15 protein-coding genes and 2 tRNA genes are annotated in these 18,237 nt (G+C 55.4%); 7 read left to right on the top strand and 10 right to left on the bottom strand.

From position 1 onward, the window contains the following. Window positions 1-74: 74 nt before the first annotated feature. The 6 genes from ABMC88_RS09500 to ABMC88_RS09525 form a co-directional block, all read right to left on the bottom strand. Window positions 75-2,072 (bottom strand): hypothetical protein, encoded by a 1,998-nt coding sequence (locus ABMC88_RS09500; RefSeq protein WP_349576643.1) that lies wholly within the window; start codon window positions 2,070-2,072, stop codon window positions 75-77. Between the two features lie 337 nt (window positions 2,073-2,409). After that, a complete protein-coding gene (locus ABMC88_RS09505) occupies window positions 2,410-3,531 on the bottom strand; it encodes a plasmid recombination protein (protein ID WP_349576644.1) in 1,122 nt (373 codons plus the stop codon). Window positions 3,532-3,838: 307 nt separating this feature from the next. Continuing rightward, window positions 3,839-6,394 (bottom strand): NB-ARC domain-containing protein, encoded by a 2,556-nt coding sequence (locus tag ABMC88_RS09510; RefSeq protein WP_349576645.1) that lies wholly within the window; start codon window positions 6,392-6,394, stop codon window positions 3,839-3,841. Window positions 6,395-6,665: 271 nt separating this feature from the next. Then, a complete protein-coding gene (locus ABMC88_RS09515; protein WP_349576646.1) occupies window positions 6,666-8,363 on the bottom strand; it encodes a tyrosine-type recombinase/integrase in 1,698 nt (565 codons plus the stop codon). A gap of 116 nt (window positions 8,364-8,479) precedes the next feature. Next, window positions 8,480-8,554 (bottom strand) — tRNA-Asn (locus tag ABMC88_RS09520). 69 nt (window positions 8,555-8,623) lie between these two features. Next, window positions 8,624-9,544: an MBL fold metallo-hydrolase gene (locus tag ABMC88_RS09525; protein ID WP_349576647.1), complete on the bottom strand. Its 921-nt coding sequence runs from the start codon at window positions 9,542-9,544 to the stop codon at window positions 8,624-8,626. Window positions 9,545-9,587: 43 nt separating this feature from the next. Here ABMC88_RS09525 and ABMC88_RS09530 point away from each other — a divergent pair, with 43 nt between their 5' ends. From ABMC88_RS09530 to ABMC88_RS09540, 3 genes are all read left to right on the top strand, one after another. After that, window positions 9,588-10,910 carry an ATP-binding protein gene (locus ABMC88_RS09530; protein ID WP_349576648.1) on the top strand — a complete coding sequence of 441 codons (1,323 nt, stop codon included), beginning with the start codon at window positions 9,588-9,590 and terminating at the stop codon, window positions 10,908-10,910. Window positions 10,911-10,959: 49 nt separating this feature from the next. Next, the gene (locus ABMC88_RS09535) at window positions 10,960-11,442 is read left to right on the top strand and encodes a PaaI family thioesterase (RefSeq protein WP_349576649.1); all 483 of its coding nucleotides are present in this window, start codon (window positions 10,960-10,962) and stop codon (window positions 11,440-11,442) included. A gap of 279 nt (window positions 11,443-11,721) precedes the next feature. Beyond that, window positions 11,722-12,960 carry an OmpA family protein gene (locus ABMC88_RS09540; RefSeq protein ID WP_349576650.1) on the top strand — a complete coding sequence of 413 codons (1,239 nt, stop codon included), beginning with the start codon at window positions 11,722-11,724 and terminating at the stop codon, window positions 12,958-12,960. A 138-nt stretch (window positions 12,961-13,098) separates the two neighbouring features. Here ABMC88_RS09540 and ABMC88_RS09545 read toward each other — a convergent pair. After that, window positions 13,099-13,175 (bottom strand) — tRNA-Ile (locus tag ABMC88_RS09545). A 177-nt stretch (window positions 13,176-13,352) separates the two neighbouring features. Between ABMC88_RS09545 and purM the strand changes: the two genes are divergently transcribed. From purM to rnd, 3 genes are read left to right on the top strand one after another with little or no spacing between them, the layout of a single operon-like run. Continuing rightward, window positions 13,353-14,399, top strand: a complete 1,047-nt coding sequence (gene purM / locus ABMC88_RS09550) for a phosphoribosylformylglycinamidine cyclo-ligase (RefSeq protein ID WP_349576651.1) — start codon at window positions 13,353-13,355, stop codon at window positions 14,397-14,399. After that, on the top strand, window positions 14,399-14,995 hold the full coding sequence (purN, locus tag ABMC88_RS09555) for a phosphoribosylglycinamide formyltransferase (protein ID WP_349576652.1): 597 nt from the start codon (window positions 14,399-14,401) through the stop codon (window positions 14,993-14,995). The genes purM and purN overlap by 1 nt, the downstream gene beginning before the upstream one ends. Window positions 14,996-15,051: 56 nt before the next feature. After that, window positions 15,052-16,209 carry a ribonuclease D gene (rnd, locus tag ABMC88_RS09560; protein WP_349576653.1) on the top strand — a complete coding sequence of 386 codons (1,158 nt, stop codon included), beginning with the start codon at window positions 15,052-15,054 and terminating at the stop codon, window positions 16,207-16,209. Window positions 16,210-16,261: 52 nt separating this feature from the next. Here rnd and ABMC88_RS09565 read toward each other — a convergent pair whose 3' ends face one another. Next, window positions 16,262-16,786 carry a hypothetical protein gene (locus ABMC88_RS09565; RefSeq protein ID WP_349576654.1) on the bottom strand — a complete coding sequence of 175 codons (525 nt, stop codon included), beginning with the start codon at window positions 16,784-16,786 and terminating at the stop codon, window positions 16,262-16,264. Between the two features lie 133 nt (window positions 16,787-16,919). Between ABMC88_RS09565 and ABMC88_RS09570 the strand changes: the two genes are divergently transcribed. Next, the gene (locus tag ABMC88_RS09570; protein ID WP_349576655.1) at window positions 16,920-17,330 is read left to right on the top strand and encodes a SufE family protein; all 411 of its coding nucleotides are present in this window, start codon (window positions 16,920-16,922) and stop codon (window positions 17,328-17,330) included. A gap of 58 nt (window positions 17,331-17,388) precedes the next feature. Here the strand turns inward: ABMC88_RS09570 and ABMC88_RS09575 are convergent, their stop codons facing one another. Beyond that, the gene (locus ABMC88_RS09575; RefSeq protein ID WP_349576656.1) at window positions 17,389-18,024 is read right to left on the bottom strand and encodes a DUF1638 domain-containing protein; all 636 of its coding nucleotides are present in this window, start codon (window positions 18,022-18,024) and stop codon (window positions 17,389-17,391) included. Then, window positions 18,021-18,176, bottom strand: a complete 156-nt coding sequence (locus ABMC88_RS09580; RefSeq protein ID WP_349576657.1) for a hypothetical protein — start codon at window positions 18,174-18,176, stop codon at window positions 18,021-18,023. The genes ABMC88_RS09575 and ABMC88_RS09580 overlap by 4 nt, the downstream gene beginning before the upstream one ends. Window positions 18,177-18,237: the final 61 nt, after the last annotated feature.

Here is an 18,237-nt window from a genome sequence, read left to right on the forward strand (position 1 = left end):
AAATCTACAATATACCAGTTTTCAAGCTTTCCCTAATGCAGTCGCTTTCTCCGAAAGCGTTATCCCACTGTCTCTTAGAATACCCTTGGCAGCAAATTAATGGCCTTCATTTTCAGATCAAAGGGCATTCCATCCTCGTCCCCGTATACTTCCTCATTGATGTCGATACCTGCATGTCCAAGGATATCGAGGCGAACCTCGCGGGTCACGGATTTCTCAAGCTTTAATGCCTGATTAAACGAATGACGCAGGCTATGTGCATCCAGATCGCGCGGGTTACCGTCAAGCTGAATTTCTCTCAGCTTCTGCCAGTTGTACCTCAAAGCCGAGTGAAATTTCTTCTTTGCGCTTTTCGGAATCAGCTCTGGGAATAGGTACTTATGGCCTCGCTTTTTCATCATTGCCTGATGTTCAAGAATTCCAAGTTCGATGAGGTGTTCGTGGACCGGTACCAGACGCTCGCTTTGCAAGTTCTTGAGGCGCCGTTGATCATGTGAGCAGATATCAAAACCGAAGCCTCCATCAGTAGGGAGGATAGCATCTGTGGTCAGACCAGCGATCTCTTCCATCCGGCTTCCCGTGTAGGCAACGATCAGTGGCACGAAATAGAGGCCGTCCTTTTTAATATAGTCCCCAGGCTCATGCCGGCGGTCAGGCGACTTGCATCCGTGCCAGACAGGATGCTGAAACAGCTTTTCGACTTCCACAGGTTTGAAAGCATTGCGTTTCTTACGCCCGCGTGTTTTTTCGCGGCGTCTCACCAGCCTTGTGTCGATTTCAGGATGGACCGCACTATTGTCGACCGCTTTTGCATGGCGCAGGACTGCTCCGATCGTATCGATGTGGGAATTAAAGGTTGAGATAGAGCGGCCCAGCTCCTCATCCGCCATCCCGTCAGCTCGGATGTTGATCTCTGTCAGCGTAAGTTCTGCATCTTTGTAAGATCGGTTGAAGTTCAACGGGGTATTAGCCAGTCTCTCCTCGAATACGCGAAGGTGATACTGCTCGATCTCTGTCACCGTTTGAACGCCAGTCATGAGGCAGAACAGCTTTGTTTTTGCGCGGCGCCCAGCGGCAGTTTTCTGGTCGATATCGCCGGCCTCAAGTGGAACCTTGATTGAGCGATCACATACTCCTGCGATGTCCACGCCAAAAGGTTCATCGCTGTGACTTCGGTGAAGCGCCTCCTCGCATCTTGCGGCAGCTGCGAACTGTGCGTTCAAGAGAGCCATTGTCAAAGGTTCTGTAATGATTTCGACTCCTGGCGTCAGGATAAGCGTTTGATCAGGCCTTGTCGTCGTTGTTTTTTGAGTGTTTGGCCGTTTGGTGGCCTTTGCTTTCCCGTGCGCTCCACCACTCGTTCCGTCGACTGTTTTCCCAAACTTGCCATCACCGATGGCCGGGGCAGCCTGCTCGATGAGCTTCGTAGACATATCGCGAAAGGCTTTTAATCGTTGAAGGCGTTGATCGTCAGAGGTTTCAAGGCTTGCGATTTTTGCATGAAAATAGATTTCGAGAATTTGGGCATGATGCTCGAGGGAAGCAGGCACAACTCCCGTAGCTGATGTGAATTCGGCCGCAAGCTGGCCTTTCAGGGCAGGGGAAGCAGCAAGGTCCGCCTCGGCACGGTAAGCGTCCATGACGGCCCCAAGCTGATGAAGGCCCCAGTCTTGCTGGACAAGGTGCAACGGAAAAGACTTCCGAATCCCGTCCGAAAGCAAAATTTCCAGGACGATCTTCTTTGCCTCAATTGACGTCGGATTTGTCGCAGTGCCACGTCCTGGGTGGCGTTCCATCCTGTGCTGACGGCGGATGTCGGTAACAGCATGTTGTAACCGAACGGTCATGTACCGTGCGATCAAATCTTCAGGCAGTTCATCTACGGCAAATAAAAAGGCTTCAAGCATATCGTCGAATTCCATGGTCAGCTTCGACAAGCATGTATGCGCAAAGAATTCGCTTTTCGTCCCTAAAGATAGGAAAACGGGTGAAAGAATTGTGGATAAACCCGGAATGCGGCGTCTGAAGTAGAAGTTTTCGCCCTTCTTAAACAGATATTTTGGATGGCTCATGAGACGTCCTTGGGTTGGGGACGATCATCGCTGGAAAACTGAGGGCAGGTGCCTTTGTGTAACTTCCCGTGTAACCTCGTGTGCAACTTTTGCACATATCAGCCGAATACCATCGGAGCTAAGTTAATAGCTTCAATGAATTCATGCGCTTAGGGTAAAAATGGCTCCGACGGTAGGGATCGAAGCCATGTCACGGGTTCTCATAAGCCCTTGCATTACAAGGCTTATCAAAGCGCCCATCCGGCGGCGGTGCCGCAGTCTGGTGGGACACTGTTAGGAAAAAACGGCGCTGATGACAAGATGATCTGGGAGCGGGGCAGGGTAAACCAACGCTTCCTCACCCAAGTGATGGCCCGTCTTCTTTTAGCTCATCGCTGGCGGACTTCAGGCGACCAAGAATGGCACGGAGTGAACGACCAGCACCAAGGCGGTCAGCTACATCGGTGATCAGCTTGCTGAGTTCATTCGTGAGGCGATCCAAGATGCCTTCACGGCGAACCACAGTTTCTTCGCGTACCAACAATTCGGTGTCGCGTTGATTAATTGTGGTTTCACGCTCATCCAGCCTTTCTTCTGCCGTATCCAGAACGCGCTCTTTGATGTTCAGGGCGACCTCCCGCTGGTTAGTAGCTTCAACTTTCGCTTCCAGTACTGTCTTCGCCTCGGTGTATTCCTTCAATCTTACTGCAAGGCGATTGCGGTATGTTTCCAATCGTTTGGCTTCCTTCTCGTTCAGCTCCTCCTTCGCTTCCAGCTTTTCGACACGCGCGCGCATTTCGTCGACCCGATCACTGAATTGCTTGACCTCTTGGCGCTTGGCTTCCAGTTCAAGAGGCAGGTCTTGGTGCAGTTGCTGTACTGAGCGGTTGTAGATTTGGCTTGGTTTATCACCACGGGCGATGCGCACGGATTTACGAACCGCTCGTTCGATGCCAGCGGCATGTCTTTGAATGACTTCGGCTGCGATATCTTGGAGCCTTGATCCCTTCATCACCCGCGACATTGGCACGCCTTCATGATCACGACAGTCCCATACGACATGCGCATGATGAGCAGTTTCGTCTGCATGAACGACCAGACCGCGAATGGTTGTGCCGTACTCGTCTGCGATGCACTGGGCGACCTCAAGGTACGCATCATCTTGCTGCGCCGTTGTCAGAGCCTCAAAGATCGGTTGAGCGGCATGGCCAAAGGTAATGATGCCGATGGTGGCCACGGCTGCATCTGCCCGCATTGCACGGCTTGGGTTGGTCTTTTCACGCAGTTCTTTTGCCCGTGCTGTGATTACGGCAGGCATTGGCAGCTCAACCAGCACACGGTTCAGTTCAGAGCGTTCATCCTGAACGTAACTCGGTGGAAGTCCGATGCGCAGATCATGGCGACGCTGGTTCTTGTACTTGGATCGATGCGTATGTTTTACACGAACGGAGATGGCATATGATTGTTCTTGATCGGACATAATCGGGTTCCTTGGGGTGGGTTACCCCCATGATCCGCCAAGTCCGCGAAAGTACAAAATCAGTTTCTTTGATTTGTAACCTACTAGCGCTAACCACCCCGATGGGGAGGTTAGCGCTTTCCGGCAAAGGGGCGCGCTGCCCCCTTTTGAAACCCCAAGCCAAGGGGCTTCGACCCTTTGGAAACCCAGATCCGGCATGCCGCTATTCTACTTGCGCTATGCTGCATCTGATTGGTGTTATTCGGCCCTTAGCTGTCGTTCACGCAGACTTTCAAACCGGCAGCGCAGCATCCTGACTTCGCTTTTCTCAAGCTAAAGTTACGTTCTCTGCCTTGGTTCGGTCGGTGCCATCTCCTGTGATGTCAAATCTGACCTTGGAACCAGTCAGCATTGCTTTCCAAACTTCCGGTTTGGTATCACCTTTGAACACAAAGACTTCTGTGCCCTCAAGGTCGATAATAAATCCAAAAGTTGGCTTTTTCCCAGCTTGTTTAAGTGTTCCAACTCTTGTTTTCGATGTCTGGGCATTTGGAGTTCTATCATTAAGTTGCGGTATTCCGGCAATAAACAAAAGTTCAGATATCTGCGTTTCTAACCCTAAGAGACCATTTAGTGTTGATCCTTTGCATTCATTTTTGAACGAATTTATGGAGCGCAAATAACCTTTGAAACGACGAACTAGAAGGATGTCGATATCACTTACACTGAAGCCGCTTAGGAAGGAGGCAAAGTTGGCTAAAGCCCCACTAATTTCAACTTCGTCGCTCTGCTTCATGAGCAGATCTATCTTTCTCCAAAAAATCTGAACCTGTAGATCACTTAAGATATTTTGTGTCTTGATATCGTTCGATGCGACCGTAATCGCATTATCTAAATGCTCCTGTGCAATATCAAACCGTGACAAGTAAAGCGATGCGCGACTGGCTTCTATATGAGCGAAGGACGCCTTCTTATCCAGTATGATGGCCGCTTCGAACTGTTCCAGAGCAGTTTCGGGATCGTTAAAAGTCCTGAGAAGAAATCCACCATACATAATATGGACTTGAGGTTGATCTATACCAATTTCTGTAGCCGAAATATAGGCGTCTTGCGCACGGGGATTGTCCCCGCTCAGCGAGGCAACGTATGCTTCAACCCTGTAAACTTCGAAGTAGTCCGAGTTAGTAACCTTCAGTTCATCAATTAGGGAAAACGCGGATAAATAATCCTCATCCTTCGCCAAGCTTACTGCGATCTTTAGTTTCTTTACGGCTAGCGCCTCTGATTTTGATCTTATTGTATAATTTGAAGGGTTGAATTTATTGTGAGCATTAGCTGCCCGTTCATTTTGATACAGACCATCAATTTGCCTAAACCTTTTCATTGATTCTTTTGAATCATTAGCGCTCATTTTCAACACGCGAACTAAATAGGATTTCGCAAGCGGTTTGACTTGAAATGACGTTTCATACCCATTCTCTTGCACTTGTTCAACTATCGCATATCGCAGTAATTCCGCAACGCTCGCTTCAAGGAGAAGGACATCATCTTCCGTAACGTGTGCGAGAACAGCAAGCGACGCCGCGCTTGGTAATGATGCTAATGCAGCAAGATGTCTTTTAGTAACAGGTGCCAGTTTGTCGAATACGTTCTCCAAACAGAAGCGCAATGCTTGCTTAGGATCGCTAACGATGTTCGATGGCGACAGCCCAGACAAAACGCCCAAAGCAAACCACTTAAGTAAAAGTGGCTTATTGTGCAGTCTTGCTGCAAAATGAATGAGGCGTGCTTCAGTCTCATTCCTTAAAGCTCTAACGTTAAAAGACGAAATTAAAACTCTAAGAAAAGAAAGCGCTTCGGATTCGGTGAATGGTTCAACATGTACAGTAAGGTCAGAGCCTAAAGGTACCCGAGAAGTAAGCACTAGCTTGCTTTCACCTGGAACATCCTCGGCAAATTTCCGAAGTCTCTTGTCAATAATGGTTTCTAAATTATCGATGACTAAGAGTATTTTGTTATCTTTCATTAGAGACAGAACTTTATCCATTGGATCACTTGCCCCGTCTTCAAAGATATCTGAAACGCCTTCAAAGGCTGCCATAGAGTTTGTGATTTTTGTTTCAATTCGCTCAATCTCTGGACCTGTCAATTTCGATGATTTCGCCGATACCCAAATGATTGCATCAAAATCATGATCGTTACTGGACAATAATCCGTAAACAGTTTGCAATGTAACTGCCGTTTTTCCATCACCACCGTCACCGAGTACCGTTATGACTGGGTGCCTACCGAGTATTTTCTTTTTTAAATCAGCCTCCAAACGACGCCTTGGAAAAAAACCGGTGTCGTCATAGTCAGGATATGGAAGATTATTAAAAGTTTCTGAAGTTGTAAATTCATCAAGATATTTAATTGCTGTTTCAGCGATTGAGTTTGGATCCTTTGAATACTGCTTGTAGGCCTGATTTAAGGTAGGCCAATACGTTGGGAATTTAATCAATTCGCTTGTTAGTGCAAAAGCAACCGCGTATTCGTCAATGGTTAACGGGCGACCGTGCATAACTGTATTTCGAACAGATATACATTTGTCGAAGTGTTTCTTCATCGTCGAAAAGTGTTGATAAGAAGAATTGTCCATCCACTTTTTTAGACGCATTAGGATATCGTACTTTTCACCTAAATCTAAGGCTGAAAGGAGCTCAAATGGATCATCCAGATTGTGTGAACTATTCCTCCTGGACAGATTATCCGTTGCTTTTATTGCTTCTTGTGACGTGAACATTTGATAATGCTGGGCAGGTAAAAATTTTCTGATATTCCAAATCAAGTCAGATTCAATCGAGTCAAAAAAAATGAACAACGCAATCTTTTGTAGACTAGCCAAGTTTCATGTACCTTTTCTCTATTCAGCCGCGACAGAACAGTCCGACTTCAGATTGCCAATTTGTGCTCTGGCAGCCGCTAGAAGTCACTGTTTTGTTCCAGAAATTTAGTATTCAACGCTCGGCTGGAAAGCGCAAGTCGTATCGAGTTTCTTTGATGCTGAAAGATCGGGGCCTTCTCGCAATAAGAGACCATCGTCCGTATTTACAGCCGCAGCGAACTTCCGCTTCCCGCCCTTCGGCACGCCTCCATGATAGATGATGTCGGCGCTGTCAGATAATTTTGGGCAGCATTTCGAGGGCATCAACAAGAAACTGCGTCGGTGTTGCTTTTCGATAAACCTTGTCGTGGACGTCCTTGCCCTCGTGTCCCGTGATATCGCGAACAATTTTGTCATCCACGCCTTCATGATCGAGTTGGTTTTGCACATAGTGCCGGAGACTGTGGAAGGAGAGCTTTTCGCCCTCCGCGCCGAGTTGCTGATCAATGACCTGACGCATGCGGCGACCTACCTTACGGCCGAACGCGTCATTCCCAGCTTCATAGAGGTCTGGGAAGAGGCTGTTTTGTTTTTTACTTTTAGTTCCCTGCACATGATCCAAAAAGCCAAGATCAATCAGGTGGGAATGGATGGGGATCAAACGGCGTGAAGACAGGTTTTTGATCCGGCGCAGCTCTGAATCTTCGATTGAGAAGCAGGCAACGCCATCACTTTCGACAATGTCAGATGGGGCAAGGCCCGCGATTTCTTCTCTGCGAGCACCAGTATATGCGCCAATCAAAGGACACCAGTAGATGCCGTTCTTGAAAATTTCTTGTCCGGCTTTCGTCTGGTGATGCTCCGAATGTGAGCCGGTCCAGACTGGGTTTTGAAACACGACATGCAGTTGCTCAACAGAGAAGGCGGCGCGTTTGTCGCGCGCGCGGACGGTTTCTTTGCGGCGCAGCTTCGATGGCTTGAGATTGAGGTCAACAGCCAAGCCTTCATCCCGTGCCCAATCCGCAATCTGATTGAGGTGATCAAGGTGACGGTTGATGGTCCCGACTGACAGGCCAACCTTATCAAGAGGAAGAGAAGCGGACTTCGCCATGACCTCTTCGCGAGTTGAGGTCTGATCCTTGGGGCTTTTGCCCCAGCTTTTCGGCATCTGGGCGAGATCAGCGCGGAAGGCCTTCACATCAGGTTGGCGAATTTGGGTGATGTCATCCTGTCCCGTCAGCATCGTGAAGAGCGCGGCAAAGCTAAAGTATTGGCGCAATGTCTTTTCCTCGATGCCTTCAGTGCGTTTGATGGCGTTCATACGCTCAACGATGGTCCGCAGGGTGGAAGAGGGCAGGGCAGGGTCGCTACTGGGCGGATTGGGCGAAACCTTGGCTGTCAGGGCCTCTGTGGGGTCGTCTTCGGCCCACGCTTTGGCTTTTCCGGACACAAACAGGTCCATAACCTGCATGTACTCCAGCGCTGACAACTGATCCTGCCCTGTTTGTTCTTGGAAAACCCGCTGGAGGGCCTGCTTGCGAGGATGGCTGCTCAGGTCGCTGCGGATCAAATCGATATTACTACGCACCAGATCGGACGCTTCCTCCGAAACGATGTGATTAATGCCATGCGACGAGACCCGCTGCCATGCCTCGGCCATTGCGGCATCGTGGCAGGCTTCATCTGCCGGATCGAGGCTGTCTACACGACTGAACATGCTGAGTTGAGCGATCTTGGCCCGTTCTTTGCGGATCACTTCGGACAGAAACGCCCGACCCTGTTCGGGCGTGATCCGACTTCCAGAAATTTGCTCCATGACCATATCACTCTCTGCGCTGACTTTCCGAGCCAAGATAAGCGCATGCTGACGATCTGTCGTCCCTAAGGAGAGCTTGATATCGATGTTTCCTGTGGAAAAGCGTCTGGTTTTACGCCGCCATTGGTAAACATCGCCGCGTTTCGACAGGTGGGGCTGTGTGTTCATCATCATTCCGTTCTCTAAAAACGGATGGAACGCAAATGGCTGAGGTGGTGGTACACTGCGGTGCCGCAGTTAAAGACCATTTCCCTCATAAGGGCTTATATAACAAGTGCTTATGAGGGAAATGGCTCCGACGGTAGGGATCGAACCTACGACCAATTGATTAACAGTCAACTGCTCTACCGCTGAGCTACGTCGGAACGGTCTGCATCGTATAGCGGCGGTATTTTGGCGCGTCCAGAGGGTTTTGTGCGGTTTTGTGAAAAAAATTATTCGCGCGGAATACAGGTGAAAATTGCTTCCTCGTGCAGGGGCTCCGTGCTGGTCACAATGCCACGTCCGTGCAGGTCGATCAGATGGGCAAGTACGTTTCGGGTGGCCGCGCCCAGAAGGGCTGCGGGGGTCTCGGTGTAGATGGTGCGGGCCAGATCGGGGGCGGCTGCGGGGGCTTTTGCCAACAGCGCAAGGATCGCGGATTCGCGGGTGCGGCGGTGGGTCACCAGCCACTGCAACCGGGCGGCGGGGTCGTCGACTTGCGCGCCGTGGCCGGGGTAGAACACGCGCCAGTCGCGGGCTTGCAGGCGCGCACAGGAGGCCATGAAATCCGTGAGGTCTCCGTCAGGGGGCGAGACGAGCGACGAGGCCCAGCCCATCACGTGATCCGCCGTCAGGCAGGCATCGCCCCAGCCCAACGCGATGTGGTTGCCGATATGGCCGGGGGTGTGCAGGACTTCCAACGCCCAACCGTCGCCAGAGATGATCTGGCCGTCTGCCACAGTCTGGTCGGGAATGAACGCGGCATCAATGCCTTCGCCGCCGCCCACGGTGCCTGCGGCAGCCAGCGCCTGCATCGCGGCAGAACGGCCCGCATCTGCGCGGCCGAACGCCAGAACAGGCGCGCCTGTACGCGCCGCCAGATCCCGCGCCAGCGGAGAGTGGTCAAGGTGCGTATGCGTCACAATAATGTGGCTGACGTGCTGCTCTGGCGTGAGCGCGTTCAGAATCGCCTCCAGATGTGCGGGGTCATTCGGGCCCGGGTCGATCACAGCCAGCGCACGGGTGCCCAACAGGTAGGTATTCGTCCCGCGATAGGTCATGGGCGAGGGGTTCGGCGCCACGATCCGCCGCAGCCCCGGCTCCAGCGTTTGGGCCACACCAATCGGCGGATCAAAGTCATCGGGTGCTTGCATGGTTTTGCCTTTCGCTCGGACGTCTGAAGATTTACGGTATGCCATGTCCTTCGAGTTTCTCAAACACTATATGCCACGCGGCATCTATGGGCGTGCGGCGCTGATCTTGTTGCTGCCGGTGGTTTTTTTGCAGCTGGTTGTTACCGTGATCTTTGCGCAGCGCCATTTTGAAGGCGTTACCCATCAGATGACCGACACTGTCGTGCGCGAACTGACACTTGCGATGCAAGTGGCGCAGATGCAATCCACGCCGCAGGCCGCCGCCGATGCCGTGGCGCGTGATCTGGCCGCGCTGGAAATCACACTTGCCCCCGTAACCCCCGACCAGATCGTCACAACGCGGGAGTGGTATGACTATTCAGGTCGGGTGATGACACAGCGGCTGGCGCAGCGTCTGGAGGGGTTTGCAGGTCTTGATCTGACCTCGGATAACAAAGCGGTGCGGGTCTTTGTGCAAAGTGATCTTGGCCCGCTGGCCATCACATTCGACCGCCGCCGCATCTCGGCCTCGAACCCGCACCAGATGTTTGTCTATACCATCGCGTTTGGCCTGTTGATGACCATCATCGCCATTATCTATTTGCGCAACCAGTTGCGTCCGATCAAACGCCTTGCCCGCGCCGCCGAAGCCTTTGGCCGCGGGCGCAACCTGCATTTCACCCCCGCCGGTGCGGTCGAGCTGCGTGCCGCAGGCAATGCCTTCCTCGACATGCGCCAGCGGATTGAGCGCCATATAGAGCAGCGCACGCTGATGCTGTCTGGCGTCAGCCACGACCTGCGCACGCCGCTGACCCGCTTGCGACTGGGCCTTGCCATGTTAGAGGACGAGGAGGCAGAGCCGCTGTTGGCGGATGTCGCGGATATGCAGGGGATGCTGGATGAGTTCCTCAGCTTTGCCAAAGGCGCTGCCGAGGGGGAGCCGGAGGCCGTAGATCCGATGGCGATGGTCCAGGACATCGTGGCAAACGCCCAGCGGGCAGGGCGCGATGTGACGCTGCATCCGCGTGAGGGCGAAGGGCAGGGCACCGTCATGCTGCGCAGTGTGGCGATGCGGCGGGCGGTGGATAACCTGATCTCGAACGGGGTGCGCTATGGAGCGCGGGCCGAGGTGTCGGTGATGCTGACGGACAAGACCCTGCGCATCCGCGTCGAAGACGACGGCCCCGGCATCCCCCAATCCCAGCGCGAGGAGGCGACACGCCCCTTCACCCGTCTGGACCCTTCGCGCAATCAGGACAAAGGCGGCGGCGTGGGCCTTGGGCTTGCCATTGCGGTTGATATTGCCCGCAGCCACGGCGGGGTCTTGCGTTTGGGCCACTCGGACGCCTTGGGCGGTTTGCGCGCCGACATCGTCATCGCCCGATAGGCCGCGACTTTACGCATCGGCAATATTGATCTGCGCCCTTGTGCGGTGCATGATCCCCGAAACCGCGCAGGAGGACACAATGGACCCTTACGAGATGATCAAAGCCCATCTGGGCCAAGCCGTCCCTTATGCCACGCACACCGGCGTCGAATTGCTCGACATTACCGACGGGACCGCGACAGCCAAGCTGGACCAGCGGCGCGAGACGGAAAACCATATCAAGGGGCAGCACGCAGGCGCGATGTTCACCTTGGGCGAGGCCGCATCGGGCGCCGCAGTCGCGGGCGCTTTGGCTCCCGTCATTCTGCAAATGCGCCCCGTCGCCGCCGTGGCCGAGATCACCTACAAGAGATTCGCCCAAGGCACGCTGATCGCTACGGCGACCACATCGCGCAAAGGGGCGGACCTGATGGCCGAGATTGAAGAGGCAGGAAAAACCGCCTTTGACGTTACGATCGACATCCGCGATGCCGAGGATCAAACGGTCGTCGAAATGAAGGTGAACTGGTATGTCAGCCCGATGCGCACCTGACAGGCGTTAACCTCGAATCGCGCAGCGGTTTATCAGGCGGAAACGTATTCAAGCGCTGGTGCTGCGTGTGGAACACAGCGCGGTTCACACCGACCAGTTGGCGTTTTTCCCACTAAAAAATGTTGGTTTGCGAAGATTTTATACTGTTTAGGTTGACGGCAGCTGTGCGTTTACCACTATAACTGGTGCGTAACGCAGTATAATGCCAAACAGGCAGTGTAACTATCAATATTTAGTGGGGGCTAAGTAAGCAGTATGGAATCGTTTAAGGCAAATTTGGTGTGGATTGCGCCAACTTTCGCGATCGCAGTATCGACAATCGCGCTGATCTCGTCAGGGGTATTCAGCAAAGGGCAGCAAGCGGCTGCCCCAGCGACGTTCAGCAACGCCGTCCAGATCGCACCGGAAACAACGCCCTCGGTACAGGTACAAACGCCTTCTCAGGCGCCGCTGATCGCGCCGATCGAGGCCGTGGTCGCGCAAGCCACAGCGCCCGTAGCAGAGGCCACAACACCACAGGTTGCAACCGAAGGCGAAAGCCGTTGGGACAAGTTCAACGCCCTGGTGGCGACCGCCGCGACCAAGGATGAAGCCAGTGCGCCACAGGCCAGTGAACAAAACGATGTCGTAACCCGCGCCGAGCCTGTGGACCTGCTTGAAATCGCGACCGAAAAAGCGACCACCGAACGGCAGGCCGCTGCCTTTTTCGACATCCAGAAAGAGGCGCTGACCGCGAATACATTTTGCGGCGAGGACCTGAACGCGCTGGCCGCGACTACGCGCATCTACTTTCCCGAGGGCGGCACTGCGGCTGACCCTACGGGCCTGATCAAAGCGCGCCTGATGGGGCAAATCCTGAACGAATGCCCCGGTTATGCCGTCAACGTCGAAGGCCATTCGGACCCGTCGGGCAACAGTCAGGTGAACCTGCAACTCAGCCAGAAACGCGCCGACTCCGTCATTGCGCGCCTGACGTCTGCGGGGATCAACACATCGCGCTTTGTGGCCGTCGGCATGGGGGATCAGACACCGTCGGACGTCACGGGGCCCGAAAGCGCTGCCTACTATGACCGCCGCGTGGAATTCCGCCTTGTGAAGCTGGTCGAGGACATCGAAACCGCAAGCATCAGCGAGCCGAGCTTTAGCTGGAACCAACCCAGCACGGCCGCCTGCGTATCCCAACTGAAGCAGAAAGCCGCCGCAACCAAAGTCACGTTCGAGCCGCGCGCGATCATCCTCGACAAAGAGCTGTTGGGGCCGGTGGCCGATCTGGTGAAGGATGCAAAAGCCTGCCCCGGGACGCGGGTTCGCATGGTCGGCCATCACTCTGATGTGCCCGGCCTGCGCGAAAGCTATACAACAGGGCGCCTGCGTGCGCTTGCACTGACAGGGGCTTTGATCGGCGAGGGGCACAGCTCGGATCAAATGCTGATCGGTGCGCCGTCATATTCCGTCGCGGTTGAAGGCCAGCCCGACGCGGTACGCAGCCGTATTGATTTCCAGATCATCACCAACTGAGGTCTGACAGGATCACACACTCAAGGGCGGGACGCACAAGCGTTTCCGCCCTTTTTCATGCCCGAACCGTTACATTAGAAACGGCCCACAAGCCGCTGCGCCCGAACGCTTTATCTTTGTTGAAAGTGGCGGAGGAATTGGTAGGCCCGGCAGGACTTGAACCCGCAACCAAAGCGTTATGAGCGCTCTGCTCTAACCAGTTGAGCTACAGGCCCGCCAAGGATGTGGGTAGGGCTATGGCTTTTCCGCGTCAAGGGGGGCGGCCCATGATTGGTGAAAAACTGGGCTTTGGGCGCAAAAGGGCGGCCGCAACATACCGTGGCCGCATTGCCGTATTGGGCCAACTGCGCTATCGGGGGGGCAAAGAAAACTGACGAAGGCAAGCAAAGCACATGACGGATGCGAAAAACGGGATCACCTATGCGGATGCGGGTGTGGACATTGATGCAGGCAACGCATTGGTCGAGCGGATTAAACCGGCGGCAAAGCGCACGACGCGGTCGGGCGTGATGTCGGGGCTTGGCGGGTTTGGCGCGCTATTTGATCTCAAGGCGGCTGGCTATACCGATCCTGTTCTGGTTGCGGCCACCGACGGTGTCGGCACCAAACTGCGCATCGCGATTGACACAGGCAATGTCGACGGTGTCGGCATTGATCTGGTGGCCATGTGCGTCAACGATCTGGTTTGCCAAGGGGCAGAGCCGCTGTTTTTCCTTGATTATTTCGCCACAGGCAAGCTGGAGCTGGACATCGCTGCCCGCATTATCGAGGGCATCGCCAAAGGCTGTGAGCAGTCCGGCTGTGCGCTGATCGGCGGCGAGACGGCAGAGATGCCCGGCATGTACCCCGAAGGCGATTTCGACCTTGCGGGCTTTAGCGTTGGCGCGATGGAGCGCGGTGGCACGCTGCCTTCGGGTGTGGCGGCGGGCGACGTGTTGTTGGGGCTTGCCAGTGACGGTGTGCATTCCAACGGCTACAGCCTTGTGCGCGTGATTGTCGAGCATTCGGGCATGAACTGGGACGATCCGTGCCCGTGGGATGCGGGCACATTGGGCGAGGTGCTGCTGACGCCAACGCGTCTTTATGTGAAATCCACGCTCGAGGTTGCACGGGCAGGGCATGTCAACGCGCTGGCCCATATCACGGGCGGTGGCCTGACAGAAAACCTGCCTCGCGTTCTGCCCGAGGGCATGGGCGCGCAAATTGATCTGGGCGCTTGGGATCTGCCGCCTGTTTTCCGCTGGCTCACAGCACACGGCGGTATGGACGAGGCTGAGCTGCTCAAGACCTTTAACTCAGGGCTGGGCATGATCGCCGTGGTCCCTGCGGACAAGGCCGAGGCCGCGGCAAAGATGCTGCGCGACGCGGGCGAGACTGTCTTTAAGATCGGCACTGTGACAGACACGGATGGTGTCGCCTACACGGGTAGCCTTCTGTAATGAAACGGGTGGCGGTGTTTTTGTCTGGTGGCGGCTCCAACATGGTGGCGCTGCTGGATGACATGGCGAAGGGCGGCCATGCAGCGATGCCTTGTGTCGTGCTGGCCAACAGCGCGGATGCAGGCGGGCTGGCCCGCGCGGCAGAGCGCGGCGTGCCGACCGTCGCGGTGGATCAGCGCCCGTTTAAAGGCGATCGGCCCGCGTTCGAATCCGCAATTACCGAAGCGTTGAAACCCTATGCGCCCGATATGATCTGTCTGGCGGGGTTCATGCGCATCCTGACGGGCGGGTTCACGGACCAATGGCGGGGTCGGATGCTGAACATCCACCCGTCTTTGTTGCCCAAATACAAAGGCTTGCACACCCATGCGCGGGCCTTGGAGGCTGGCGACACCGTGCATGGCTGCACCGTTCACGAGGTCACAGCCGAGCTGGACGATGGCCCCATCCTTGGCCAAGCACAGGTGCCCGTCTTGAAAGATGACACAGCCGAGGCGCTGGCCGCACGGGTATTGGTCCAAGAACACCTTTTGTACCCCGCTGTGCTGCGCCGTTTCGCCGCCGGAGACCATACACCTGTGATTTTGCAAAGCTGACTGGTAAATCCTTGGCCAAGCCTGTACCGATTGGGACAAGTTTGAGGATTTTGACTATGCGGACGATTACCACCACCGACGAGCTGGCCAGCTATTGCGCGCAGGCTGCAACGCATGACTTTGTCACAGTAGATACAGAGTTTCTGCGCGAACGGACCTATTATTCGAAACTGTGTCTGGTGCAGCTGGCGATGCCTGGCACCGATGACGAAGGTGCGGTTTTGGTGGACCCGCTGGCCGAGGGCCTGTCGCTTGAGCCGCTGTACGAGCTGTTTCGCGACACCTCTGTGGTCAAAGTCTTTCATGCAGCGCGTCAGGACTTGGAAATCTTTTACGTAGATGCGCAGGTTTTCCCCGAGCCGCTGTTTGACACGCAGGTCGCCGCCATGGTCTGCGGCTTTGGCGAGCAGGTCGGCTACGAGACGCTGGTGCGCAAGATTGCCAAAGAAGGCGTGGACAAGACCTCGCGGTTTACCGATTGGTCGCGCCGTCCGCTGACGGATGCGCAAAAGACCTATGCGCTGGCAGATGTGACGCACCTGCGCCAGATTTACGAATTCCTCGCTGCCAAGCTGGAGGAGACAGGCCGTCACAAATGGGTTGAGGAAGAGCTGCAGATTCTGACCAACCCCGACACCTATATCACCGCCCCGCAAGATGCGTGGAAGCGGGTGAAGACGCGCACAAACTCGGGCAAGTTTCTGGCCGTGGTGCGTGAATTGGCAGCGTTCCGCGAAGCCTTTGCGCAAGAACGCAATATCCCGCGCAACCGTGTGTATAAAGACGATGCGATGGTTGAGCTGGCCTCGAACAAGCCCAAGAATCACGAAGAGCTGAGCCGTGCACGGCTGTTATTGCGCGATGCACGCAAGGGCGACATTGCCGAAGGTATCCTGAAGGCCGTCGCGGCAGGTGTGGCATGCCCTAATGACAAGCTGCCGCAACCCGATCGCAGCCGCGAGAAATTGCAGGTGAACCCTGCGCTGGCTGATCTGTTGCGCGTGCTTTTGAAGGCAAAGACCGAAAGTGCGGGCGTCGCGGCCAAGCTGATCGCGACGGCCTCCGATCTGGATGCGATCGCGGCGGGATCGCGCGATGTTGCAGCACTCCGCGGGTGGCGCATGGAGGTGTTTGGCTCGGATGCGCTGGCGCTGTGCGAAGGCAAGATCGCGCTGACAGCTGTCGGGAATAACGTAAAAGTCGTAAACGTTTAATAGACGGCGCTCATCGCTTATTGGCGTGCTGCCGCGCCGTCACTCTACGGGGTTAGCGGCGGGCGACGCGGGCGTTGCGCACCCCTTCGACCCGAATGCTGCGCACGCCGCGCAGTTCCTGATCTGTGCGCTGGCGTGCCGCCGTTACTTCGCGGGTGGCAGGACCGCCCACAGCCGTGCCGCGGCTGGGCTTTACCCCCTCAAGACGGTAGGTCAGCACACCTTTGACCGGCAGCTCTTCCTCGTTCACGGGGGTCAGCTGAACCTCATAGATGCCCTGACGGTCGGCGCGGCCTGTGGCGCGGATGATGGCACCGCCTTGAACGCGCTCGATCTTGAGCTCGACGATTTCGTCGATGGGTTTGCCGATGTACAGTCCCGCAGCTTCACGGCGGCCTGCAAACAAGCCCGATTTTTGCGGGATGAGCGGGTTTACAGGCGTGGCGTCACCTGCCTCGATCGGTTGGGAGGTGCTGTTGCCGAACCAGTTGGAAGGGTTCAATGCGCTGTCGCGGAGATAGCCGCAGCCGCCTACGCTAAGGGTGGCGACCAGAAGGAATGAGAGAGAAATGCGCATGGGACCTGCCGAGTAATAGTGCCGTTAGCCTAGTGCCTACCGCATCCCTGCGCCCATGGAAAGAGGCAGGGCTGGACGCAGGCGCAACTTGGCCCTACCTGTGCCTTTGACACGCGCATACGGAGAATGAGCAATGAGCACCGAGGCATTTGAAGAACTGGTTGAGGATTTCGAGTTTCTGGACGACTGGGAAGATCGGTATCGCCATGTAATTGATCAAGGCAAAGCGATGGAAGCCTTGCCCGAAGCCCTGCGCGTGCCCGCGACAAAAGTGGACGGTTGTGCCAGTCAGGTCTGGCTGCATGCCGAGATGAAAGACGGGCGTCTGCATTTCGACGGCGCGTCGGATGCGATGATTGTCTCGGGGCTGATTGCGGTGTTGCGCACACTCTATAACGGGCTGACGCCTGCGCAGGTGATGGAGGTGGATGCGCGGGCGCAGATGGGGCGACTGGGATTGAACGATCATTTGTCGGCGCAGCGGTCAAACGGATTGCGGGCCATGATCGAGCGGGTGCGCGAGACAGCGGCGCAAGCGGTTTAATCGCAGCGGGTTAGGGGGCCAATTCCCCTGGAATATTTGGGGCCAGAAAAAATAAAAATTACAGGCGGGCGAGCGCGGTTTGCAGATCGCCGTAGCCTGTATGGCGGTGCTCGAACCGCAGGCCAAGGCGGGAGGCGCAGGTCTGCGCTTTTGCGATGAGGTCCGCGTTGTCGGTTTGGGACTGGTAGACCAGTTTTTCGTAGTTTCCAAAATACATGTCGCGCAGTTCGGGGTGGCGGTCGAGGCCCATGGGCTTGATGATGAAGGCCTCGAACTGGCGGACCAGAAAATCGGTGAGGTAGAAGGTGGTGATCTCCGTCTCGGCGGTTTGGGTGAAGCTGTCATTGCCCTCGAAGAAGCTGTAGCAGTGCGGGCCTGCAATCATTTCCACGCCCAGCTCGGCACAGGCGGATTGCAGCAGGCCGCCTGTGCCGCAATCGGCGTAGGCGATGAAGATGTTGTCATAGTCAGGACGGTGTTTTGTGACGGCCGTGCGCACAGCGTCGGTGATTTTGTCCGGATAGAGGTGATAGTTTGCGGGCAGGCAGGTCAGGTCCAGATGGGTCCAGCCGCTTGCCTGTTTCAGGTCGATGATTTCGCGGGCCAAGGCACCGCAGGCGATGATCAGCACCTTGCCTGTTGTATGGTCCAGCGGCAGGCCGTGGTTGGTCAGGGCATCGTCGGAAAGGCTCATTTTCGGCGCGACCGGATCAGCAGTGCCGCGAGACAGGTAACGGGAAGGACGAAGGCCAAACCGGAGGTGCCAATGAGGGGCGTGGCCAGCCAGATGGTAACTCCAGCGGCGAGGATAACGGCGGCGATCAGCGCGAAGAGGGGCATGGGCATTTGTCTTCCTTTGGTTAGACTTAACCTAGGTGCGGCGCGCCTTGGAAAAAAGGCCCCGCAG

It is taken from the genome of Sulfitobacter aquimarinus, assembly GCF_040149565.1.
GTDB lineage: Bacteria > Pseudomonadota > Alphaproteobacteria > Rhodobacterales > Rhodobacteraceae > Sulfitobacter > Sulfitobacter aquimarinus.

Excerpts from the sequence above, each read along its gene's own strand:
- ABMC88_RS09530 (WP_349576648.1), top strand. The coding sequence starts at position 9,588 with ATGTCCTTCGAGTTTCTCAAACACTATATGCCACGCGGCATCTATGGG.
- ABMC88_RS09575 (WP_349576656.1), bottom strand. The coding sequence starts at position 18,024 with ATGAGCCTTTCCGACGATGCCCTGACCAACCACGGCCTGCCGCTGGAC.
- ABMC88_RS09535 (WP_349576649.1), top strand. The coding sequence starts at position 10,960 with ATGATCCCCGAAACCGCGCAGGAGGACACAATGGACCCTTACGAGATG.
- ABMC88_RS09500 (WP_349576643.1), bottom strand. The coding sequence starts at position 2,072 with ATGAGCCATCCAAAATATCTGTTTAAGAAGGGCGAAAACTTCTACTTC.
- rnd (WP_349576653.1), top strand. The coding sequence starts at position 15,052 with ATGCGGACGATTACCACCACCGACGAGCTGGCCAGCTATTGCGCGCAG.
- ABMC88_RS09565 (WP_349576654.1), bottom strand. The coding sequence starts at position 16,786 with ATGCGCATTTCTCTCTCATTCCTTCTGGTCGCCACCCTTAGCGTAGGC.
- purM (WP_349576651.1), top strand. The coding sequence starts at position 13,353 with ATGACGGATGCGAAAAACGGGATCACCTATGCGGATGCGGGTGTGGAC.
- purN (WP_349576652.1), top strand. The coding sequence starts at position 14,399 with ATGAAACGGGTGGCGGTGTTTTTGTCTGGTGGCGGCTCCAACATGGTG.
- ABMC88_RS09525 (WP_349576647.1), bottom strand. The coding sequence starts at position 9,544 with ATGCAAGCACCCGATGACTTTGATCCGCCGATTGGTGTGGCCCAAACG.
- ABMC88_RS09515 (WP_349576646.1), bottom strand. The coding sequence starts at position 8,363 with ATGATGATGAACACACAGCCCCACCTGTCGAAACGCGGCGATGTTTAC.
- ABMC88_RS09505 (WP_349576644.1), bottom strand. The coding sequence starts at position 3,531 with ATGTCCGATCAAGAACAATCATATGCCATCTCCGTTCGTGTAAAACAT.
- ABMC88_RS09570 (WP_349576655.1), top strand. The coding sequence starts at position 16,920 with ATGAGCACCGAGGCATTTGAAGAACTGGTTGAGGATTTCGAGTTTCTG.
- ABMC88_RS09580 (WP_349576657.1), bottom strand. The coding sequence starts at position 18,176 with ATGCCCATGCCCCTCTTCGCGCTGATCGCCGCCGTTATCCTCGCCGCT.